11 protein-coding genes and 1 pseudogene are annotated in these 23,992 nt (G+C 65.1%); 9 read left to right on the forward strand and 3 right to left on the reverse strand.

Annotated elements, in window-relative coordinates:
• Positions 1 to 75: 75 nt before the first annotated feature.
• From AB0J69_RS31160 to AB0J69_RS31175, 4 genes are read left to right on the forward strand one after another with little or no spacing between them, the layout of a single operon-like run.
• Positions 76 to 2,937 (forward strand): DEAD/DEAH box helicase, encoded by a 2,862-nt coding sequence (locus tag AB0J69_RS31160; RefSeq protein WP_364124289.1) that lies wholly within the window; start codon positions 76 to 78, stop codon positions 2,935 to 2,937.
• Positions 2,934 to 8,246: a class I SAM-dependent DNA methyltransferase gene (locus tag AB0J69_RS31165; RefSeq protein ID WP_364124292.1), complete on the forward strand. Its 5,313-nt coding sequence runs from the start codon at positions 2,934 to 2,936 to the stop codon at positions 8,244 to 8,246. Before AB0J69_RS31160 ends, AB0J69_RS31165 begins: the two co-directional genes overlap by 4 nt.
• Complete coding sequence (locus tag AB0J69_RS31170; protein WP_364124295.1) at positions 8,243 to 14,917, forward strand: DEAD/DEAH box helicase; 6,675 nt, start codon at positions 8,243 to 8,245, stop codon at positions 14,915 to 14,917. Before AB0J69_RS31165 ends, AB0J69_RS31170 begins: the two co-directional genes overlap by 4 nt.
• Positions 14,914 to 17,211, forward strand: coding sequence for a UvrD-helicase domain-containing protein (locus AB0J69_RS31175; RefSeq protein ID WP_364124298.1), 2,298 nt, complete (start codon positions 14,914 to 14,916; stop codon positions 17,209 to 17,211). Before AB0J69_RS31170 ends, AB0J69_RS31175 begins: the two co-directional genes overlap by 4 nt.
• A 60-nt stretch (positions 17,212 to 17,271) precedes the next feature.
• Here AB0J69_RS31175 and AB0J69_RS31180 read toward each other — a convergent pair whose 3' ends face one another.
• Together AB0J69_RS31180 and AB0J69_RS31185 are read right to left on the reverse strand one after the other, a co-directional pair.
• A complete protein-coding gene (locus AB0J69_RS31180; RefSeq protein WP_364124301.1) occupies positions 17,272 to 18,336 on the reverse strand; it encodes a hypothetical protein in 1,065 nt (354 codons plus the stop codon).
• Between the two features lie 1,017 nt (positions 18,337 to 19,353).
• The gene (locus tag AB0J69_RS31185) at positions 19,354 to 19,551 is read right to left on the reverse strand and encodes a hypothetical protein (RefSeq protein WP_364124304.1); all 198 of its coding nucleotides are present in this window, start codon (positions 19,549 to 19,551) and stop codon (positions 19,354 to 19,356) included.
• 66 nt (positions 19,552 to 19,617) lie between these two features.
• On the opposite strand from AB0J69_RS31185, the gene AB0J69_RS31190 reads away from it, so the two are divergent.
• Positions 19,618 to 20,457 (forward strand): hypothetical protein, encoded by an 840-nt coding sequence (locus AB0J69_RS31190; protein WP_364124307.1) that lies wholly within the window; start codon positions 19,618 to 19,620, stop codon positions 20,455 to 20,457.
• 200 nt (positions 20,458 to 20,657) lie between these two features.
• A complete protein-coding gene (locus AB0J69_RS31195) occupies positions 20,658 to 22,109 on the forward strand; it encodes a hypothetical protein (protein WP_364124309.1) in 1,452 nt (483 codons plus the stop codon).
• A 164-nt stretch (positions 22,110 to 22,273) separates the two neighbouring features.
• Here AB0J69_RS31195 and AB0J69_RS31200 read toward each other — a convergent pair whose 3' ends face one another.
• Positions 22,274 to 23,002: an XRE family transcriptional regulator gene (locus tag AB0J69_RS31200; RefSeq protein ID WP_364124311.1), complete on the reverse strand. Its 729-nt coding sequence runs from the start codon at positions 23,000 to 23,002 to the stop codon at positions 22,274 to 22,276.
• A gap of 151 nt (positions 23,003 to 23,153) precedes the next feature.
• Between AB0J69_RS31200 and AB0J69_RS31205 the strand changes: the two genes are divergently transcribed.
• The 3 genes and pseudogenes from AB0J69_RS31205 (at position 23,154) to AB0J69_RS31215 (ending at position 23,953) form a co-directional block, all read left to right on the forward strand.
• A complete protein-coding gene (locus tag AB0J69_RS31205) occupies positions 23,154 to 23,513 on the forward strand; it encodes a hypothetical protein (RefSeq protein WP_364124313.1) in 360 nt (119 codons plus the stop codon).
• Positions 23,444 to 23,704: pseudogene (locus AB0J69_RS31210) on the forward strand (winged helix-turn-helix domain-containing protein); the annotation flags it as partial. The gene AB0J69_RS31205 and the pseudogene AB0J69_RS31210, both read left to right, overlap by 70 nt.
• A 9-nt stretch (positions 23,705 to 23,713) precedes the next feature.
• Positions 23,714 to 23,953, forward strand: a complete 240-nt coding sequence (locus AB0J69_RS31215) for a GntR family transcriptional regulator (RefSeq protein ID WP_364124393.1) — start codon at positions 23,714 to 23,716, stop codon at positions 23,951 to 23,953.
• The last annotated feature ends 39 nt before the right edge of the window (positions 23,954 to 23,992 follow it).

Genomic DNA, 23,992 nt, shown 5'->3' on the forward strand with positions numbered 1-23,992 from the left:
CCAGGGGCACAAGTCCAAATCCGTGACGAGTTATGGCTTGTGCGTAACAGCACGCTAACCAAGCGTGATGGATGGATGATCGAGGTGACCGGCGTCTCCCCATTCGTTCGTGGCATGGAGGCCACCTTCTACGATCGGCTGGACGACGTTCAGGAGTTGGATCCGCGCGAGACCAAGTTGGTGCCGGACGACTCACCGAACCACCGCCGGTCCCGGCTTTTCCTCGAAGCGATCATCCGGAAGACATTCCTCCCGCAAACCGAGCATGGACTTGCGCTTGCGGACAACTTCCTCATGGACCAGCAAGTCCACCAGTTGCGGCCGGCGGAGCTGGCGCTGTCGATGAAGAATCCGCAGCCGCGGATCCTGATTGGGGACGTGGTTGGCCTTGGCAAGACCTTGGAGATCGGGGTGCTCCTGGCGGAGCTCATCCGGCGCGGCCGAGGCGAGCGGATCCTGGTGGTGACACCACAGCACGTCCTGGAGCAGTTCCAGCGTGAGCTGTGGACTAGGTTCGGTATCCCGCTGGTGCGCCTGGACTCAACCGGTATCCAACGGGTGCAGCAGGACATCCCCGCGGGGCGTAACCCGTTCGCGTACTTCAAGCGCGTGATCATCTCCATGGACACGCTGAAGAGTGACGTGTACGCGCACCATCTAGAGCACACTGACTGGGATGCCGTCGTCATCGACGAATCCCACAACCTCGTCAATCGAGGCACGAAGAACAACGCGCTGGCCCGCCTGCTGGCCCGCAGGACGGACGCGCTCGTGCTGGCCTCGGCTACCCCACACAACGGCGATCCCGCCTCGTTCGCCGAGCTGATCAGGATGCTGGATGAGGCGGCGATCGCTAACCCGTACCAGTACGAGTGGAAGGATCTCGAGCATCTCTACATACGGCGTTCGAAGACCTCGCCTGAAGTACGAGAATCGCTGAAGGGCGCTTGGGCGGACCGTGGCCGGTCCAAGCCCATCTATGTTCCGGCCACTGAGAAGGAGCTCGCGGTCTTCAAGGAGTTGGCCACGCGGTGGATTCCCGCCGATCAGTCTGCGCCATCGGTAAGTGGGCATCAGCTCGTTCCGTATCGGTTGTTTAAGTCGTTTCTGTCGTCACACAAGGCGCTGCTGGAGACGCTCAAGACCAGGATCGGTACCCTCAACGATCCAGCGGCCGACAAGCCCCAAAACGGCGCGAAGCGGCACGAGGATCCCGCGGTTCGCGAAGCGGCACGGCAGGCGGAACGGGCCGCGCTGGTCGACCTGCAGCACCTTGCTGAGCAGATCGAGGACCAGGACTCGGCGAAACTGAGAGCGCTGGTGGACGAGTTACGAGACATGGGTGTCGGGCCCGGATCCGACGCCCGGGTGGTGGTGTTCTCCGAGAGCATCCCCACCTCGAAGTGGCTGGCCGAGACGGTCCCTGCCGCGCTCGGCTTCAGGCGCATCGCCAGCCCCGATGAGAAGAAGCCCTGGCTGGGGTATGGCGGAGCTGTGCTGGTCATGCACGCCGAGGCCACCACCGACCAGGAACAGCAGGCCATCGTCGAGAAGTTCGGGCTGCGCGACGACCCCGTACGCATCCTGTTCACCGGGGACGTCGCCTCCGAAGGCGTTAACCTGCACCAGCAGTGCAATCGGCTGATCCATTACGACCTGCCGTGGTCCCTGATCCGGATCGAGCAGCGCAATGGCCGCATCGACCGATACGGGCAGGAACACCCGCCCGAGTTCCGCGCCATGATCCTCGCCAGTGACATCCCGTGGCGCACGGACGAGACGACCGGACAGCCACGCACCTTGGATGACCGCCTAGTGGGCGAGAAGCTTCTCAAGCGTGAGGAGGAGGCCTACAAGATCGAAGGGTCGGCCGATGCCATCACTGGCCTGTACCGGGCCAAGGAGGAGGAAAGGCGCCTAACCCAGGACCTGATCGCGGGCCGTACGGTCGAGGAGTCCATCAAGCAGTCCAAGCAAGGTGGGACAGCCTTCCTAGCCGGGATTCTCGGTCCGGTAAACGCGGCCCACGAACACCCTGATGTGGTCCGCGCTGTGGTGCCCAAGCTCTTCCGGTCCACGGCGGACTACTTCGAAGAGGCACTACGGCAGGTCTGCCGTCCCAATCCCGAGGACATGCTGTCGCTGCGACGCGACGACGACGGCACCATCGCCTTCGAGCCCCCGCGGGACTTGCTCTACCGGCTCAAGGCGCTCCCCAAATCGTACCTGGACGAGCAGCAGATCCTGCCGCGTAAGACTGAGCCGGGCCGGATGCGCATCACCTTCGCCAAGGATCTCGCCGGGGCACGCCTGAAAGCGGCGCGAGAGACCACCGCCTCTCAGTGGCCGAACGTCTCCTACGTCACTGACGTCCATCCCGTTCTGGATTGGCTCACGGACAAGGTTTTGGTCGAGATCGGCAGGCACCAAGCCCCTGTACTCGCGGCCACCGTAGACGGCCCGACGTATCTGGTTCAGGGTATCTACTCCAACGCGCTGGGCAAGCCCACCATCGTTGAGTGGATGGCCGTCTCGCGCCTTCCCCACGCACCCGTCGTGGAGACGCTGACCGCAGACTTGCTGGAACGCTACGGCGTCGGCCCAAATATGCCCGGTCGCGCTACACCCCGAGATCTGCCCGGCCTCACTGATCTCGTGCCCGCCGCTATTGATGCCGCCCAGCGTCATCTCGCCGCTCTCGAAGTCGAATACCGCAAGCGGATCGACGAGACCCTGGCCCCCTACCGCAGACGGGTTGCCGAGTGGCGGCAGGAATCGCTCTTCGCCAGTGCCCGCCCAAGAGAAGCCGAGCTCGACCGGACGGCCAGGCGGCGGCTGAAGCTGGTCAAGTCGCTGGAGACGGTGGGCGAGCCGATGTTGCGCCTGCTGGCTGTTCTCGAACCGGACACCGGCGCTGAGGGAGGCACCGCACGATGAGCACTGACTTCGGATCCTTCACCAATCGCGGCGAGTACTTCTCCGCGCACTACTTCGCCGAACAACTCGGCACTGACCTGAAGAAGGGCCTGCTCGCCACCTGGACAACGCGCGAGAGCGACGAGAACGACCCGCGCAGGACTCCGCGCGAACTGCTGCGCACCCTACGGGCCCCGTACCTCACAGAGAAGCTGCGCGGCTACTTTGCGGAGAGCGCGCAGGCTGACGCCGAGGACGAAGGCCGATTCGCCACGTACAACAACGCGGAGTGGACCAAGCGGCTCGCGGAGTGGCACCAGATGGTCCTGCACGCCCTCGGCTACGACGCCACCTCTACCGAGCTGACCGTGTACCGCGCCGGCCGCGACCACACTCTCACAGTCGCCTACCATGGCCACGGCATCATCGCCCTTGACTGCGGCTGGTCTGACGTCAACGATGCCGCGCTCAACGCCAACGGCGCCGGGCGACTGCTGTCGCCTTTGCGCGTCAACGTGAGCGAGTCGTACGAAACGGGCGCGGCCCTTGCTTCCTGGCTCTTCCAGAGCGAACTCGGGGAGGTGGGCGGCCCGCGCCCTCGCTTCATCCTGCTGCTGTGCGGTGGCGTGATTCTGCTCGCCGACCGCCAGGTCTGGAGCGAGGGCCGATACCTCGCTGCCAACCTTGACGCCGCTTTGGAACGCAACGACCGCACCCAGCAGGGCGAACTCACCACCATTGCCGCCTTGTTCAGCCTCGACATGCTGCGTCCCTGCGAGAACGACCAGAGCCGTGCGATCGACGCTCTGCTGAAATCCTCCGGCGACAACGCGGTCGGCGTCTCCAGCGAACTGCGCCACGGCCTACAGCGCTCGGTGGAAATCATCGCCAACGAAGTCCTGCACCGGATGGCCGAGCCGAAGAACGCCGTCACGCCTGCCGACATCGAGAGCTCCGCGATTCCCTTCGCAAGAGAGCTCACCCGCGAGGCGCTGCGCTACCTCTACCGCATCCTGTTCCTGCTGTACGCGGAAGCCCGTCCCGAACTCGGCGTCCTGCCTGCCGACGATGGATCGTACGAGGCCGGCTACTCCATCGCCCGCCTGCGGGAGCTCGTGGAGCGCAATGAGGAACTTGTTGAGGAGGAGGCCAGGAAGGGTTTCCACCTCTTCGCTTCACTCGACGTCCTGTTCAACAAGGTCAACTTCGGACACCGCGAGTACGGCACGGAACCCGACGACGATCAGCCCGGTGACGACGAGGAGACCCGCAAGGTCAAAGCGGCCCGGCGCAGCGAGGACCGCGGCCTGCGCTTCGAACCGCTACGCAGCGAACTCTTCGAGCCAACGGCCATCCGCCTCATCGGCAACGGCGTCCTCGACCCACGCAGCGACTACGACCACGAACCGCGCTGGCTCGACCTGCGTCTCCGCAACGAGGCCCTCCACAAGGTGCTGCGGCTGCTCACCATGAAGAAGGGTAAACGCGGCGAACGCGGAGGCTTTATCTCTTACCGCAACCTCGGCATCAACCAACTCGGCGCCGTCTACGAGGGGTTGATGTCCTACACCGGCATCATCGCCGACGAAGAGCTGTGTGAAGTGGCTAGAGGCGGCAATCCGGAGCAGGGGTCTTGGCTCATCCCCTTACGCGAACAGGACCAGTATCCCGACACGACCCTTGTCCACTACGGCGAGGACGACGCCCGCAAGGGCTTGCGCGGCCCCAAGAAGTACGGCAAGGGTTCCTTCGTCTACCGGCTCTCCGGGCGCCAACGGGAAACGTCCGCGTCCTACTACACTCCGGAGTCACTGACCAAGGTCACCGTCGAGCTCACCCTCAAGAATCGCCTCGATCAGGAGCGAGACGAACACGGGGAAGTCATCAAGACACGAGCCTCAGAGCTGCTGAAGTACAAGATCTGCGAGCCAGCGCTCGGCTCCGGCGCCTTCCTCAACGAGGCCATCAACCAAGTCGCCGACGAGTATCTGCGGCGCCGTCAGGAAGAGCTTGGCACTACCATCCCGACTGCCGCTGCGATTACTGAGAAACAGAAGGTCAAGGCGTACATCGCCCTACACAACGCCTATGGGGTCGACCTCAACGCCACAGGTGTCGAACTGGCCGAGGTTTCGCTATGGCTCAACACCATGCATCCCGGCATGCGGGCACCATGGTTCGGCTTGCACCTGCGCCGTGGCAATTCCCTCATCGGCGCTCGCCGCGCCGTCTATGCGGGATACGACGTCGCGAGCAAGGAGAAGGGCTGGCTGAAGGGCAAGGGCGCCCTGGCGCCAACGCCACTTCCTTTCCTCAAAGACGGCGATCCACAACCACTGCCAGAAGACGCTGTGCACCAGTTCCTGCTGCCGAGCCCTGGTTGGGCCGCGGTCGCGGGCGCGACAGAGGCCAAGGAGCTAGGCGAGAAAGGCGTGGCACAGCTGGCCGACTGGAAGAAGGGGATCCTCCAGCGTCCCCAGCGCAGCACCGCGCACATCAACAAGGACGGCAGCCCCAAGCGCGACCCGAAGACCAAGCAGCCGAAGCAGGAGGCGCGCTCGCAGTTCACGCGACTGAGGGACGCCGCTAGGCGGGTCGAGTTTCTCTGGGCGGCTGTCGTGAAGCGCATGATGCTATCTGAGATGGAGATCGCACGTCGGATCGATGTATGGCAGGCCGATCCCGCGGATCCCGAGTACGCCTTCCTTCAGTACCCCGTTCAGGCGGTGGCGAAGGAGAAGGTCCTGGAGGATCTGTTCAACGCCGTCGACACTCCGTACTGGCGGCTGAAGATGGTCATGGACGCCTGGTGCGCACTGTGGTTCTGGCCGATCGACAAGGCGGGGCTGTTGGACGGGACCGACGGCGAGTACGTAGCACGCACGGTGGTCGGCGACGGGGGCTGTCTCAGCGATGTGCTTGGTGGTCTCCCACGGACCGAGGAGCGGGCCAAGATCCAGGAAACCCCCGAGCGATTGCCCGTCCCTGCGTCGGCGCCCCCGCCGCGGTTCGTCGAGGCGATGGCCCTGTTCGCGGTTGGGCCGGAACAAACCAGCATCTGGGATCTGGGGTCGGCCACGGATGACGACGCGGTTGTGGAATTGAAGAAGGTCGGGCCGACCGGGACGAAGAAGGAGGCAAAGCCGAAGTCCCTGCAAAAGCGGCAGATCGTCCCGCTCAAGGAGCTTGACGACTGGTTGGAATTCCTGGAGGCCATGCTCGGTACGGCCGATGTGCCAGAGGGCACTCTCCTCGACGCCTCCAAAAGTCTCGACGAGCTGAAGGAGTTCGAAGAGACCATTCCCCACTTCATGGGCATGGACCTCGGCAACCCAGAGGACCGGTTCCCATGGCTCCGCGCAGTACGCGACATTGCGAAGGAACAGGGGTTCCTACACTGGGAGCTGGAGTTCGCGCTCGTTTTCGCAAACGGCGGCTTCGACCTCCAGGTGGGAAACCCGCCCTGGGTGCAGCCCAAATGGAACTCGGCGTCAGAGCTGGCCGAATTCGATCCATGGTTCGCGGTCGTCGGCAGCAACTCACATCCTGATGCTGTGGAGAGAAGATCGGCTATATTGGCTAATGAATCAGCATGCGCTGAGCTTGGATGGCGATCCAGCATGCTGTCTGGAGTCTCCAGCTTCATTGGGTCGGAGGCAAACTATCCAGAAAATGGGACAGATCAAACGGATCTCTACCTCGCGTTCATAAGCCGGGTCTGGCAGAACGCGCATCATCTAGGTATATCCGGCATGGTTCACTCGGAGGCGCACCTCTCGAGTGAGGGGTTCGAGAAGATTCGCAGTTCAGCCCTTCACCGCCTCCGTATCCATTGCCACTTCGTGAATGGCGGACATTGGGCCTTTCCTAAACCCGTGGGGCATACGACTCAGTTCGGAGTTCACATCTATGGCCCTCCTGGAGAGATCTCATTCTTGCATCTCAGTAACCTTTATCATTCGTCGGTAGTAATTCCGTCTCTCCGGCACGACGGTTCAGGCGACGCTCCCGGAATTATGTTCAACGGGAGTTTCGATCTCCGTCCGCATCGTAAGCGCGTGATCCATGTGACGCCAGAATTGCTGCTCGAATGGCAGGAGTTGTCGGGGCAGGAGGAAGAGTGCGTCGGGAATACCGTTCTCTTCAATCCAGTTACTACTGCGGAAACTGGAGCGATGAATGCCTTGCGCTCGTATTCGCTTCGACTGGGCGCTGAGGAGCGTGTAAGCTCAGGATTTAATGAGACGACTTCGGAGAGAAGGGGGTTGATCGCGAAGCGGCATACACAGCCTCCCGATTGGGATGACGTAATCCTCAGCGGCCCACACATCTCTGTGTCTAGTCCCATCGCCAAGCAGAGTCCCGGCCTCTCAAGTCACGGAAAGCCAATCGATCTACGCAATTTGCCGACCTCCTTTGTGCCGGCGACCGCCTTCCGGATAACTGCGGACACTGCCAACTACAGGGCCGCGTTGAAGTGCTGGAACGGTATTCCCTATACCCGCTATGCGCGAGTTGCGTGGCGCAAAATGAGAACTTTTGACATGGAGCGATGCTTCAATGTTGCACTGCTTCCTCCAGGTCCGGCTCATGTTGACGGAATCTACTCCATGTCTCGCGGGCGCGCAGAGGAAGACCTGGGCATTGTGGGTTTCTGGAGCTCCCTTCCGATCGAGTACATAATTCGTCTAATGGGTAAGAAGAATCTCCACGATAGGGACGTGCGAAAGATTCCAGTCCCAAGTCTTAAGCATCCCCTGCACTCGGCGCTGACGCTAAGGGCGGCTCGCCTGAATTGCCTAACGGAGGCCTACGCATCCGCATGGGCTGAGGCTTACAACGACGCATGGGGCAGCGATTCTTGGGTCTACGAAAAGGAATGTGGTGACCTTAGTGCGGTTGGGGAGGAATGGACCGTTGACGCGCCACTGCGTTCCGAGCGTGCGAGACGGGCGGCCTTGGTGGAGCTGGACGCCATCTCGTCCGTCATTCTTGGGATCGATGCTGATGCCCTTTGTTCCATTTACCAGGCGCGCTTCCCTCTCCTTTTCTCTCGCGAATCTGAAATGTGGTTCGATGTCCAGGGCAGACGAATCGCTAAGGACAGTCGCGTGTTTGGCGCTGGCCAGACAGTGGAGGATTATGGGCAGTTCTTGAAGTATGATTCCGATCCTACTCGGACACCACCTCCGTATGGCTATTTTGCCCCCTTCTATAGAGCCAACCGTGAGGCAGAGATGCGCGAGGCGCATGCTGTCTTCCAGAAACGGCTTGATGAAGCGGTCTCCCGTGGTGAATGGGACCCTGCCAAGCAGGAGGTGTCGAAGTGAGGCCGACGCTTCAGGCACGGGCACTCAAGGAGAGCCTGCTGCAGTACCTGTCGACGACGTACGCGCTCAGCGACGAGGGCGTGCGCGAGGCTCTGCACCGGTTCCTCGGGGACGAGACGACGGGGATGTTCCGGGGACCGTATCTGCGGATCCGTACTCCTTTTACCACCGCCGGTGAGGAGTGGCGCGAGCACCTGGAGTGGCAGCGTGCGGGTTTCACGCCTTACACGCATCAGGCAGTGGCGTTCGCGCGGCTGACGTCCGCGAATGGGCATACGCCGCAGCCGACCCTGATCACCACTGGCACAGGCTCGGGCAAGACGGAATCGTTCCTCTACCCGGTGCTTGATCACTGCCGCCGGGAGCGGGAGGCGGGGAGGACCGGCGTCAAGGCGGTGTTCCTATACCCGATGAACGCGCTTGCGACCGACCAGGCAGAGCGCATCAACGATCTGCTCACTCAGAACAGCGAGTTGGGCAAGCTATGGGCGGGCTTGTACATCGGGGATCGGGCTGCGACGCAGTACGAGAGAGTACGTACGCGGCGTTCGGACATGCAGATGTCGCCACCGGACATCCTGATCACCAACTACAAGATGCTGGACTTGCTGCTGCAACGTGAGGACGACGCCCCGCTGTGGCGCGAGTCGGACATTCGATACGTCGTAGTGGACGAGTTCCATACCTACGACGGAGCGCAAGGCACAGATGTGGCGATGCTCCTGCGACGGCTTGCGTCCGCGGTCGGGGTGTCCGAGAAGGGACGTCCGCTGGGGAACATCTGCCCTGTGGCGACATCGGCGACGCTCGCATCGGAGACGGACGACGGGGTGACGCACCTGCTGGAGGTGGCGACCGACGTCTTCGGCACGGAGTTCACGGCGGAGTCGATCGTCGGGGAGAGTCGGCTGACGGTGGAGGAGTTCATCCCGCTCACTGACGTGACGATGCAGCGGCTTCCCACCCCGGATGAGTTGCTCGCGCTGCCCGATCCCACGTCCGGTGAGGAGGCGCTGCTCGACCTGATCGAGGCGGTGACCGGGGTCCGCGACGCTGATCCGTTCCGGCTGGGTGGGAACGTGAGGCGGCACTTGTTCACCCGGGCGGTGATGCAAGCACTGGATGGTGAGCTGAAGACCAGCGCCGAGGTGCTGGACATCATGTGGCGAGCGGGCGCGGCTGGCTGGGCGGAGGCCGTGGCCCTGCAGCCTGAGAAGGCGGCAGAGGCGCTGGCTCGATTCGTGGCGCTGCTGTCGCATGCACGCGACCCCAACTCCCGGCCGGGGGAGGCACGCCCGCTCATCCATGTCGAGGTGCATCAGTGGGCACGCTCGGTGTCTCGGCTGCTGCGCGGGGTGCTTCCATGGCCGAAGGCGGAGTTCCGCTGGGATGCGGCGGGCATGGCCGATGCAAGTGCGATGGATAGCGACCGCACAGCGCCGGTGACCACGGCTACGTCGGGGCAGAACGCCAACATTTTCCTGCCGGCCGTGTACTGCCGAGACTGTGGGCGATCGGGCTGGGCGGTGTTCTCGCCAGAGAGTGACGACCACGACGTGCAGTTCGACACCTTCAAAGTCCGGCGTGCGTCGCTCGGCCAGGACAAGGTCCGGGTGCGGAACCTCATCGCAGCGACTGATCGCGAGGCGCGAGAAGGCTCTAGGGCGGAGGCGATGCCGACCGCAGGCACACAAGGTGTGGGCGGTTTGCTCATGGTGCTTGACGGCGCACGCAAGCGGCTGCGACTGCCCGATCCTCTCAACGACTACGAAGCTGACACCAAGGAACCGCGGCTGACAGCTCGCGACTCGGCGTTCGTGCTGGTCCACTTCGGCGGCACGAGAGCGAACACTGCGGCCAGCGAGGACTGGTGCCCGGCGTGCGGCGAGCGCAACGCGATTCGCTACCTGGGCACCGGTTCCGCCGCGCTGGCCGCGGCGTCGATCACACAGTTGTTCACGGGCGGGGAGCTCGATAAGAAGGGGCGCGAGGACAAGACGCTGATGTTCAACGACTCGGTGCAGGATGCCGCGCACCGGTCCGGATTCGTCGCCAACCGCTCCTACACCTTCTCGCTGCGCGCTCTGCTGGCCAAGCATCTGCGCCATGACGAGCCGACGGCGCTCAACGACCTCATCGCGGACGTAGTCGAGGCCACTACGGATAGGGAAACCCTCGCCGCAGTAGTGCCACCGGATCTGCACGTCTACAAGGGAGTAGACCGCCTGCTGTCCGGTCAAGGGCGTGGTGGCGATATGGCGACGTGGCGCATGATCGGGCAGCGTCTCGCCTTCGAAGCCCTGATGGAGTTTGGGTTCCGCTCCCGCAATGGCCGCACCCTCGAACTGACCAGGACCGCAGCCGCGCACGTGCGTATCGCCGATCCGGCGGATGTGGTGGCACTGGTTAGACGGATTCACGAAGACTGCGTAAGCGACAGAGTGCCACTGATCGCCCAGAACGACGCGAGGTATCTGGCGTTCGTGCGGATCTTCCTGGAGCGGCTCCGTACTCGGGGCGCTGTCGCCCACAAGTGGTTGAGCAGGTACGTGGACGACGCGGGGACCAACCGCTTCTACATCTGGGGCAAGCGGCCGCCAGGAATGCGGGCCTTTCCGAAGCGGATTGCGGCCCCGCGGTTCCTGTTGAGTCAGTCCAGGAAGAACGGCAGCGACTTCGACTTCGCAGGCGGGCGGCTGTCTTGGCATGAGCTGTGGGCCGGACGCTGTCTGGAGCTGCCTCGGGATATGTCGCCGGAGTTCTGGTCCAAGCTGCTACCTGAACTGACCGCACGCGGGCTGCTGTCATCACGGACTCCACGCGACACCTCATTGAGCGTCTACGGCCTCAAGCCGGGGAATATCGAGGCTCAACTGCTGGACGATGCTCAGGTACCGCACGCGTACGTGCGCTGCCCCGTGTGCTTTTGGGAGCAAACGGTCCACCCGTCATTGCTGGACCAGTGGCACGAGCAGCCTTGCCCCTCCTACCGCTGCCGCAGGGGCCGTTTGGTCGCGGGGGACCGCCCCGAGGGGCTGGGCGTGCACCACCGCGATCGTGACTACACCCGCGACTACTACCGCCGCCTCTACCGCGAGGCGGGCACCTATCAGATAGTCACCGCCGAGCACACCGGGATGCTAACCCGCCCGCAACGCGAACAGGTGGAGAGGGCCTTCAAACTACGCGAGGGCGGCTTCAAGGACCCCAATGTGCTCTCCTGTACCCCAACGCTGGAGATGGGCATCAACATCGGCACGCTGTCAGCTGTGGTCATGGCCGCGCTGCCCCGCCGCCCCGCCTCGTACGTTCAGCAGGTCGGGCGGGCGGGACGTCATTCGGGTAACGCGTTCTTGCTGACGATCCCGGACCGCAGCCGCCGCGACCTGTATTTCCTGGAGCGCCCCAAGGACCTGATTGCCGGCACCATCGTGCCGCCGGGTTGCTACCTGTCGGCCATCGAGATCCTGCGCCGCCAGTACCTGGCCCATCTGCTGGACCTCGCCGCCGCTGGACGGCTGGTGCGTGCTGACGGCATCGTACTTCGCGCGCTGCCGCACAAGGCGCCGCGCCTCTTCGGCCCGTCCGGATACCTGGTCGATCTGGTGGATCTGGCCCTTGCTCAAGGCGAGGAACTCGCAGAAGGATTCCTGGAGTTATTCCCCACCGGGGTCAATGACCCGGCCAAGGCCGACCTGCGCGCGTATGCCACGCACGGCCTGCGTGCCGCGGTCGAGGAGGCCGGGCGGGAGTGGTTCCGCGGTCAGCAGGCACTACGGGCCCGGTTGCGCGAGATCGACGAGGCGCACGACGAGCTCCACGACTCCGATCGTGACCAGGCAGTGCAGAAGGCCGAGCTAGACGCTGAGCGGCGCGGCATCGGACGGCATCTGATGAACCTAGGTGAAACGTCGGCGCAGACCGCCCTGTGTGACCTCGGGCTGCTGCCTAACTACGCGCTGATCGACTCCGCGACCGTTCTGTCCGCGACTCTGTACGGCGAGGACGGGGTGGATCCCACAACGGGCAAGGCGATCTACACCTCTGACACCTACGCCTACGAGCGGCCTCGGCGTATCGCTCTGGAGGAGTTGGCCCCCGGCAACACCTTCTACGTCAACGGTTACAAGCACCAGGTCAGTGGTCTGGAGATCGTGACCGGTGGACAACAGGAGTGGCGCTACTGGCGGGTGTGTCCTGGCTGTGGTTACGTGCGTACTGAGAATGCGAAAGGGGATCGCTCGGAGTGCCCGCGCTGCAAGGCCGCCCACATCGCGGATGATGGATCGTGCCTGTTCCAGGTGGTCGAACCCGCCACCGTCACCTCACGTGACAGGCGAGAGGACGCCCGGATCCGCGACGACAAGGACAACCGAGATCGCCGCTTCTATACGGTCGTGGACGCTGTGGACATCCCGGTTGAGGACATCGAACCCGACTCGTGGAGGCACGCCCGAGAAACGCTCGGCATCGACTACTGCCGGCGCGCCATGATCCGGCGAATCAATGTCGGACCAGTCCGCTTCGACGCTCCGGCCCGCGACGACTTCGCCGGGCACCACGTTCGGCTCAACCCGTTCTATGTGTGCACGGTGTGTGGGGCGGCGAGCGCGGATGGGCAGCCGGTCTTCGACCTGGACAGCGACGAGCTGGACTCTCTGACCGCTCGCAGCGGGCGGCTCAAGCACCACCGCCCGTGGTGCCCGTTGCGTCGCGGCAAGAGCGGCGCCAGAGAGGAGCCGGTACTGCTCGCCCACCAGCTACAGACCGAGGCTCTGCGAGTGCTGCTCCCGGCCGCCACCGCGAACGTTGATTCCAAGGTGCACTCCTTCAGGGCTGCGCTGCGGCTCGGAGTGGACCTGCACTTCGGCGGTGACCCACAGCACCTGGACACCACCGTGGCCTCTATGCCCGACAGGAGCGGGGAACGCCGCTGGTTCCTGGTGCTCTTTGACTCCTTGCCCGGCGGTACCGGTTACCTGGACAGGCTTAAAGATTCGATCGCCTTCCGCGACACCCTGGCTGCGGCGTACGAGATGCTGAAGAACTGTCCATGCGCCGAGGAACAGCGTCGGGCCTGCCATCGCTGCCTGCACCGCTACACGCCGGAGCCTTTTCAGGACGTCGTATCGCGCCAGTCCGCCCTCACCATGCTGGAGTCCCTGCTGTTCAAGGAGAACGGCGAGGACGGCTGGGAGACTATCCCTGTTGACCACACCGGACTGATCGGCCTGGATGCCCAAGTGGAATCCGACCTGGAAGAGCGTTTTCTAGCCGCTCTGCGCAACTGGGTGAGGCGAACCGATGACGCCTCTCTGGACGAGGACGGCCACGCCAGCGGGCATCTGCGCTTCAGCGGCGGCTCCGGCGTGACGCACTGGCGATTGACCGCCCAGCAGCAGCTTCAAGGCAGCGTCAGCGACTTCACCTTCACCCGTGTCGACGGCCCGCTCCAGAGTGTCAAGGTCTATCTGGAAGGCTTCCGATTCCACGCCAGCAGTGAGCACAACCGGATCGCCGGCGACGCGGCGAAGCGCATGGTCCTGCGCGCCGACGGGGAGATCGTCTTTCAGATCAGCTGGGCCGACATCGATCTGTTCGAAAAGCAACCCGTCCGGGCAGAGCCGGTCTGGCCGCCGTACCGGAGCGCCGCCCAGGAGCAGGCCAAGGCGGCGTACGAGCAGTACGGCGGGCAACGCGCCCATTTCGCCCACGCCGTCTTCGCCAATCCGATCGACACTCTGATCGCCTATCTGCGCGACCCGGAACCCGGCGCCTGGGCTCGCCGAGCGCGTGCCCTGGTGACCGGCCTCACGGCCCAGCCCGGCACGGCCCAAGTCGCCACGGTCGGACGCCGCAGCGAACTCGTCGCGGCCCTGCGAGGCCAACTGGCTGGACTCTCCGCCGCTGGATGCCACGGCAAACCTCTCTCGCCGGACGTTGCTGGCATCGGGCCTGTCCACATCTTCCGCGCGCAGGACGACACCGGACTGCCCATCGTGTTCGTCCTGGATGCCGCCGATCCAGAGGCTCTGAAGTGGACCGCCCTCACGATCCTCGACGACAGTGACGCTGTGCTCGACACAGACGAGCACATGAAACGCTGGCGGTCCTGGCTGTACTGGACCAACCTCACTCAGTTCCTGACCTTGGCCGGTGGCGACGGCATCCAGCTCGCCACCAGCCAGGCCGAAGACTTTGAGGTCGAGATTCTCGCGGTGTGCGGCGGACTCGGCGAGTTCAACTCGCCCATCGACGTACCCGCAGGTGTGGTGACGCCAGTCGCTTCAAATCACGCAGCCGCCGCGTCGCATGCACTCCGTGACGCCATCTGGGATGAGGACATCCTGGACATCCTGCGGGAAGAGCCCGACGGGGCACCTGACCTGATCCGCCTTGCCGAGACTCTTGCCGACCGCGGCAAGCAGGCGCCTGTCTTCGGCTTCGAACTGGGCGCCGGCCGCTGGCAAGCTGACTTCGCCTGGCATTCCCCCGGCGTCAAAATCGCCGTGGTCTCTGCCCATGAGGGCGAAAATGACGATGAGGCACAGCGGCGTGACGCCGCGTATGTCGAAGACGGTTGGACCGTCCGGACCGCCGCGGAGTGGCTCGCCCACCTCGACGAACTACTCGACAACCTGCCCGACGCAGAGAAAGGCACTCTTCAATGACCGCCCGGCTCAGCCTGTACCGCAAAGCCGAACAGGAGCTGTACAAGCTCGACCGCTCGGTCAAATCCCAGTTCTACGACTTCTGCCACGATTTCCGGAACAACCCTGACCTCCCCGGGTTCAGGAAGAAGAAGCTCAAAGGCGACTCGCGCATCTGGTCCGCCCGCGTTGGCCACGACCACCGGGCCCTGCTCACCCCCACCGGAGTCGACACGGACGGCACCCAGAGCTGGCTGATCATCGCCGTCCGCCACCGCAAGGACGTCTACGAAGAGCTTCAGGTCGCGGTCAACCGCGTCACCGGCGAGATCGAGTTCGTCGACCTCGCCGTCGTCGGTGACAGCGCCCTGCGCAGGGCCGGAATCACCCTGACTCCGACGGAGCCGAAGAGGCATGCCCACAAGCCCGCTCCCGCTCCCGTACTCAAGCCCGAGCTCGCGGCGCCTCCGTTGCTGGCCGCCTACAACGCCGAGCAGCTACGCGAGCTCGGCGTCGCCGAGCCGCTGATCGAGCTCGCGCTGACCTTGACTACCAGCGCCGAGCTCGACCAACTCCTCGAGGGTGCCCCGCTGCTCTCGAAGGACGTTCTCTACGGCCTGGCCTCCGGGATGGACATCGGCGAAGTACGCAAGGAGATCACCACGCCAGTTGAGCTCGACCAGCGCCCGGACCTCGACGACTTCACCACGGCCCTCGCCCGCACCAAGGTGACCACGGTCGACGACGACCTGCGTTACATCCTAGAAGAGGGCGACTTCCGCGCCTGGAAGGTCTTCCTCCACCCCACACAGGAGCGCCTCGTCCAGCGCCACTACAACGGCCCCGCCCGCGCCTCCGGCGGCCCCGGCACTGGCAAGACCATCGTCGCACTGCACCGCGTCAAGCACCTCGCCGAGCAGTTGCCCCCAGGACGCAACAAGCCGATCCTGTTGACCACCTTCACCAAGAACCTGACCACCGACCTACGCCTGCGGCTCGCCTCCCTCATCGAGCCCGAACTCCTGGCCCGTATCGACATCGCGCACATCGACCAGCTCGCCGCCCGCGTCCTGGGCGAGAACACCGCCCCCGGGCGGGCCAAGCAGCGCGTCTACGATCACCTGGCCTTGAACGAGATGCGCCGACTGCTGGCTGAGCTCGACGACCGGCGCTGGGACCCTGAGTTCCTCCTCGAGGAGTGGGAGCAGGTCATCCTCGGTCAGTCGATCCCTACCCGTTCCGAATACTTCAAGGCCCGCCGAGCCGGCCGCGGACGGGCGCTGACCCGCCCCGAACGCAACCACGTCTGGAAGCTCATCGACCAGTTCACCGCCCGCCTCGACCAGCTCGGCGTCGAAACTTGGGGGCAGGCTGCCGAACGTGCCGCCCGCTTTGAGATCGAACGCGCGGCAAAGATCCAGGACAGGCGCCAGGCCAACGTCGATAAGGATCCCGTTCAGGGCGACGACAGTTCCGGTATGCGATACCTCGGCTATCGCTATCGGCACATCGTCGTCGACGAGGCCCAGGACCTGCGTCCCGCCCACTGGAAGATGCTGCGCGCCATGGCCGACCCCGACTTGCCCAACGACATGTTCATCCTCGGAGACACCCACCAGCGCATCTACGATCACCAGGTTGCCCTCAGCGTCCTCGGCATCAACATCCGCGGCCGGGCTGCCCGTCTGACCCTCAGCTACCGCACGACCAGGGAAATCCTCGCTAAAGCCCTTCGCATCGTGAACCCCAAGAGTGCGGAGGTCTCCTACGACGACCTCGATGAGCACACCGACACCCTCGCCGGATACCGCTCCGTACTCCATGGCCCAAAGCCAGACTTCGTCCAGTACGACACGTGGGATGCCGAACTCGCCGGGCTTGCCGCCACCTTGAACACCTGGCGCAAAGAACTGTCCACCGACAACCACGGCGCCTCCCTCGACCCGAGCGGCCGTATCGCGGTGTGCGTCGCCGATCGAGACATGGTTATCGAGACCATAAATTACCTGGCGACCAAGGCCGGTATCACCTGTGCCGAGCTCGCCAAGGATGGCCCCAAGGGCGACGGCGAAGTCCACGTCGGCACCATGCATCGTTTCAAGGGCCTCGAATATCAGCGGCTCGCTGTCGTCGGCGCCAGCGACGGCATCATCCCGCGTACCAACGTCATTCAGCGTTACCACACCGAAGACCCGCTTCGCTATGAGCGCGAGCAGCGCAAGGCTCGCTCCCTGCTATTCGTCGCCACCACCCGCGCCCGCGACGCTCTGACCGTCAGCTGGCACGGCATGCCCAGCCCATACCTTCCACTTTGAGGCGCCGTGTGCTCCGATGCCGTATGGCCTGGGCAGCGCGTGGCATCGGAGTCCGCTTGGCTACCTCTCGGTTCCAGAGCGTGACAGCGAACTTGCCTCATAGCGCAATTGATAGGTCCGTACACCGGCACCGCTCACGCGGTAAAGCGTGATCGAAGACAGGAAGTGCTCCTTGACGTGCGCAGTGCGGTGACGCTCCTTCTCTCCTATACTGCTGATCCACTCCTCGATGTGCTCTGGGAGTTTGAAAGTCAGCTCGTAGGCGCCGACCGAGTCCGTGGGCGACACCGTCCACTCCGCTGCAGTTCCAATTCCACGCCGCTTGATCCGCACCGTGTGGTCCGGTCTTTCCTCGGAGTACTCCAGAAACCGCCTCTGATCGTTTCCACCGAGCGGCAGGATGAACGGCGCGGAGGGAAAACCGAGCAGCAGCCCTGCGTCACTGCGCTGCCGTAACACAGTGGCGAACGGAGCCACTGCGGCGATGGCCGCCTGCTTGAACGGCCCATCATCGACGGAGGCCGGGGACAACAGGTGCAGCGGAGACGTCTCCAGCGCCCGCCGTAGCTCCGTACGCATCCAGGTCACTGGAAAGGGAGCTGACGCTGGCAAGTGCTTCTGCGCCGCGTGCAGAGTCGACGCCGTGGCTCCGATGTAGCCGAGCAGCCAGCCGAAGGACGCGCCGGATAGATCCACCAGGGAAATCTGGTGAGCGAGCGCATATCTCTGAGCGTCAGCAGTGAAGCCGCTTGTCGAGAACAAAGCGTACGAGTACTTGTACCGCTGCCTCGGCCCCGTCCCCGGGTTCGTCATGAAGTTCTCGTTCACGTCGTGTACCACACCGTGGGCATTTCGTATGATCTCCAGCCCGCATCGGTCCTGGTAGTACTTGGCCTCCAGGAACAGCCGTACCGGCATGGAGAACGCGGGAGTGAACGGGAACTCTCCGAGCACATCGACCTGGTGGAGCGCACCCCGTCCGCGAACCCGGAGGGTGTCGCCCTGAGTGACCAGCTCAAGGGGATCCTGGTCTTGGTGGACGAGCAGCTGATACCCACTGAAGCGCAGCAGCCAGGCCAGCGACTCTTCCAGCAAGTAGCCCCGCAACGTCGAGTCCTTGATCACTCCTGCCGCCCCTCCCTGCGAGCCAGTCGCACACATTCATGCGTGATCATTTCATTAACTGCCCCATTAATACGTGCTTCGCGGAAGATGGCAATCGGGCAATATCCTCACCCCATAGAGACTTCCGACGTGGTGATCTTCGGGTTTGTCACCAGTGGAGTGGCCCCGGGTCTGAGGTGCTCTACGCTTAGGACGGTTGCGGCTTTCGGACGGCTTCGGTGCAGCCCCTGATGAACTCACATATTTCAGCTCTTGAGAGCTTCAGAGTTGATCTTGTTCGAGGCATAGAGATCTTTAGAGACTGGCGGGTTGGTGTCCAGGTAGGTCTTGGCGAGGAAGCCGCTGATCAATCCGGATCGGTGTTGCATCTTCTCAGCCGGGACTTGATCAGGCGAGGAGGTTGTCGAGGGTCTTGTTGGCGAGGTTGGCCAGGCTGCGTTTCGGCCTCTGGGTAGTCGGTGCATGACAGTAGCCACGTCATCCGATGGCAAGCGGACCCGGAGCACAGGGCCGCCAGGCCCGAGCACCGGAAGCCGCGCGGCAGGCGATCGCCCCAGCTGGTATGAGGAGAACCGAAGTGAGCGATCGTCACGGCCTAATTGGGCGACTCTCGCTGCTTCTCGGGGCGCGTCGGCAATGCGGGCCCGGACCGGCCGAAGAGCCGCAGCCGGGCACGCGGCTGCCAGCGCGCCCGGCGGGCCGCGCAGCGGGCCGCCCTTGATCACGTACAGATAGGTTGCTTTCTGATCTTGGGCCCGACAATCTTGGTTCCGGATCGAGGCCTATTCGGGGGCGACGTATCCTTTCCCGGATCCACCTGCGGTGTGATCAGGTAGCCGGCACCGCCAGCACGGCGCCGGCGGATAGGCCGATGACGGCCCCCTGCCACATCTTGTTCAACACGTAGGCGAGGGAGCGGCGCCCTCCCCCGTACCCGGTTGCGAAGCCCGCCGCGGACTTGGGTCCGGCGAGTGAATCGCGGTCAGGTTGCCCACGGCGTCGTGGACGTAGGTGAGGTCACGCACCGATCCGCCTCGCGTCGACCAACTCGAGGTGGTCGACGTGGCCGGTCTCGGCGGCGTAGGTGAACCGCTGCTCCACCCCGTTCGCGAAAGGCGTCCGGGTGCGGCGCCCGGACAGGTCGCGGTCGGACCTGGCGACGGACGAGCGTCTGCCACTAGCATGACGGGTGACCGGGTGCATCGGCCTCGTCACGGCTGCCGGGCTCCGGGCGGCGGACGCCATCGTCCAGCGGGCACGCGTTCGACCTGGGGGTCGCCGGTGAGTTGGATCAACCAGGCCATCAACCAGCACACCGCCCTCTGGCTGCTGCTCTCCTCGCTGATCGGCGGGGTCGTCGGCGCGGCGGTGACCTTCCTCTTCCAGGACCTGCTGCGGCCGTGGCTGACGGGCCGCCGTGACGCGCGCAGGGTGCTCAGCCGATACACGATGCCCTTGCTGCGCAGCGCCGAGCGCCTGGAGACGAGGATCAACATCCTGGTCCGCAACGCCGATCGCGGCTGGTACGCGAGCGACGAGTACTACCGCGTCAGCACCCTCTACTCCTTCGGGGAGTACCTCGGCTGGATACGCAACATCGAGCGCGAGTTCGCCTTCGTACGCCTAGAGTCGGGGCGCCGCAGCCGCGAGTTCACCAAGCGGTTCAACGGCCTGTTCCGCGCCATGAGCAGCTTCAGCTACTTCCGCTGGCATCCCGATCCGGACGCCGTCAGCGCCTCGGAGGTGCCGAGACTGATGTGCGCCGGCATCGGCGAGGTGATGACCTCGAAGGAGGGGACCGACGACGTGCTGGATTTTAGTGAGTTCGTCGACCGGTGGGGCAGCGGGCCGGAGTTCACGCGCTGGTTCCGCGAGCTGGACGCGGTGCTGCGACGCGCCGAGCAGGCGGACGCGCTCTGTGGGGACCGGCTCATCCTGGCGGCCGCCAACCTGCGCGCCCTGATCACCCTGCTGGATCCGAAGCAGCGCATGGTCGACCGCCGCCCGCTCGCCAACCTCGACCGCCTCCACCACGACGCGCTCAGGCAGCGCCTGCTGACGGAGTTCCCGGTCCTGGCCCCGCCGCCGCAGCCCGCCGCCGCGGCGGCGGCGCAGCCTTGACGCCGGGATCGTGCCGCCGGTGCGGCTCCAGCCTGGAGGATCGCCGCCGGGCCGACGATCTCGCCGCAGGCCTGCCGTTCTGGCCCGGCGGGCCGAGCTTCGCCGGCGTGCGGTGCGGCCGGTGCACGTGGCCCCACCTGGACGACGTGCCGTCGTCGCTGGACCTCGCCGCCCTGAGGGACGTCCTACCGTCGGCGCGGATGCCAGACAGCACGGACCCCGGGACCATTGCGGGCATCCTCGCCGCTCTACGCGAACAGGTCGTGCGAGCGTTACGCGCGTTCGTTGACCGGTCCCCTGCCGAGGCGCTGACGTGGCTGCTCGCGGCAGCGGCGGAGGTGCCCGCCGAGGGGTCCGTCGGCGGGAACCGCTATGTCCTGACGCTCCAGGTTGTGTATGCCTGTCTGCTGGCCAGGGGGCCGATACCCGTCTTCTGGCCGCCGGCCGACCTGGACCCCGGCTGGGCCGAGCGGCTGTCCGATCTCGCGGCCGCCCTGGTCGCGCTCTCGTCCGTGCTGCTGGATCTTGATCCGGGCACGTGCACGCGGTGTGAGCTGGGTGACGGCCACCTGACACTGCATCCGGCGGACCGGGTGCGGTGGGCGCTGGAGGTGAACCTCTACGGTGCTGCGTCCCTCGTGACGGATCCTCCCGAGAACGCCGCGCGCGTGGACGCGGTCGAGGACGCGGCGTTCGGCGTCTCCGCGTCGCGGCTGCTGGGGATTCTGCTGGATCCGGCGTCCGGGCTGGGAGACGTGACCCGCATCATCGACCAGCACGGCCTCGTCCACGTCGATCTCGGCCCGCCAACCCCGATCGTCCAGGCGCTGCGCCGGTACGCTGTGCTCAATCCGCCCCGCTGGCGCGACCGGGCGGTGCCGTCCTTCCTGTTCGCCGACACTCGCCCCGCCCACCGCACGGACGACGACCTGGTCGTGACGGCGTCGGAGGCCGATTGGCTGTGTTACGCGCCGCTGCTGTGCGGCGGGTACGTCGAGGACGGCAGGCCAACCGTGGTCGGCGTGACCAGCCGAGGTCTGCTGCAACGCGCCTACGGCCGGGCCCAGGGCTCCATCGCCAACCGCCTGCACCAGGCGCAGCGCGCGGCCCGCGCACGCTCGCACGACCTCGGTCGCGAGGTGGACCGGCTGGCCCGCGCCGTGCACGCCGACCTCGAACAGGACGCCGCCGAGCGGTGCCGCTCCGCCGGGATGAGCGCGGTGCACGGCCTGGAACGGCTCGGTGGCAGGCCGCTGCCTTGCGGCGAGATCGACGTGCTGGCGCAGGCCACCGGCCCTGACGGCGGCCTCGTGGTGCTGGTCGGCGAGTGCAAGAACGTCGACCTGACCTTTTACAAGGGCCGCGGCGTCGCCCAGGCCGAAGACACTCTGCGGCAGGCCGCTGACCAGGTGCGGCGTAAGTCCGCCTGGGTCGCGCGCACCTGGCCGGCGGCGGCCCGAGCCCTCGGCAGCCCGCCGGATCCGGACCCGCCGTGCGTCGTGGCCGTCGTGGTGACCAGGATCGCGGCGTTCCCGTCGCTGCCGGACGGCGTGCCCGTCCTGCCGCTGCGGGAGCTGGCGGGCTTCGCGCGGACCCTCGCCCGCACCCCGGCGGAGCAGTGGTGGCCGGTGCTCCGGCTTCAACGCCACTAGCGACGTCGTGGCGAGCCGCCGCCATCAGTCATTTGCCGGACACACGTTCGAGGTGAAATTCTGCGAAGGCCAGCCCGACGTGCCTTACGTGCCCGACAAGATCATCTCGCCTTGACCTGCGGAAAGAGGGCAGCAACTCAAGATATCGATCCCGCTGATCATGTCTACTGCGTGCATGCCTTTGCATTGGCCCAGACACGGTCGAAGCTGGCCAGGTACGTTGCGGCGGCTGCTTCCGGTTCGACAGTGCGGAGGTGGATGACGGGCGCTTGAGCTGCGGGTGTGCCGTAGGCGTGGCTGTTGACGAGCAGCTCGGCGTCGGCGCGGTAGATCGAGTTGTAGAGCACCGTTTGGTGGAGGCGGATCTCGGCGTTCTCGATGCCGGCGAGGGGTTGGTACAGGGTCAGTGCATTCCTGACTCGGGCGGCCATGACAGTCGAGCCGATTGCCTCGTCGATGCCGCGTGTCGCCACCGCGGGGGCGTCGGGATCGCCGAGCAGGACGCGTACCCTCACGCCTGCGTGGGCTTGATTGACCAAGAGGCGGATGATTCCGGTGTCCTCGGCGAGGAAGAGCCCGCTGTACGTGAGGATGCCGATCTCGCGCGTGGCTGACTGGAACAGGTGTCGCCACGTGGCGCGGGGAACCGCCCAGCGGTGCGGATAGATGCCCTGCACCTCGTCGTTGAAAGCGCGGTGCCGCTGGGTCACTTCGGGCCAGAGGTCGGCTTCCTCGACCTGAAGGAGGTCGGCGACGGCCCAGCGGTGGCGTGGGTAGGGGATGCGGCCCTTGAGCCAGCGATGGACGGTCTTGGGGTCAACGGCGAGTGCGCTGGCGAGGTCTGTCGCATGGAGGCGGGCGGCGGCCATCGCGTGGCGCAGGTTGTCGTTCATGGGGGTGGCCTGCTCCTCTCCGGATGCCGTCCTTGCTGGGACGTTAACACGAGACGTCCCTAGACGTCCCCGAGTTGCGGTGTTCCGGCCCCCTGCTGTGGAGCGACGCTCGATCGCGAGCAGCAGATCGGACGTATCTGCTGTCAGGAGGGTGAGCATGCGGACGAGTCAGACCGTCAAGGAGCAGCAGAAAGCGTACGCGCAGCGGTTGCTGACCGAGCTGGGCGAGCGGCTGGCCCTGTGTGAGGTCGCGGCGGTGCTGGTGGTGGCCGAGGACGGGCGGCCGGCTCTCAATGTGACCGACAGCCGATGCAGGATGCGGCGGGTGTTCGTGCATCTGCCGTTCTGCTGGTTCTACTGGGGAGATCAGGGAGACGAGCGGGTGTCGTTCCTCAAGATGCCGGTCGCGGTGGACCGGATCGAGCAGGCCGCGCGGCAAGGGTGGCGCGAGGGCGAACAGGGCGAACTCGGCATCGACCTGAACAAGATCGTCGATGCTTACCGTGGCTGACCGGAGGGCAGGTCTACACACAGGTCGCCGATCGCCTTCGTCAGCAGATCGTCACTGGGGAGTTCCCGCCGGGCAGTGCGCTGTCTTCTGAGGCGCAGCTGTGCGCGAAGTACGGTGTAGCTCGCAACACCGTACGGCGCGGCCTGGCGCTCCTGGAAGAGGAAGGGCTGATCACCACCATTCCTTCCAAGGGGCGGGTTGTGGCCGCGGTTGGCGAGCAGAGTGTGCCGTACCGCTATCTGGCGATCGCCGCAGAGTTGCGCGCCCGTATCGAACGCGGGGAGCTGCAGCCTGGTAGTGCGCTGCCGAGCGAGGCGGCCCTACGACGGCGTTACGAGGCCTCGCGCAATACGGTGCGGCAGGCGCTCGCCGTGCTCGAACATGACGGTCTGGTCGTGGCCGAGCACGGACGGGGCCGCTTTGTTCGTCCGTCGGCGTAGGACGTCTTGAGACGTCCGGCTTTGCCGTCTAGATCCGCC

The sequence above is a fragment of the Nonomuraea sp. NPDC049709 genome (genome assembly GCF_040674815.1).
Classification (GTDB): Bacteria; Actinomycetota; Actinomycetes; order Streptosporangiales; family Streptosporangiaceae; genus Nonomuraea.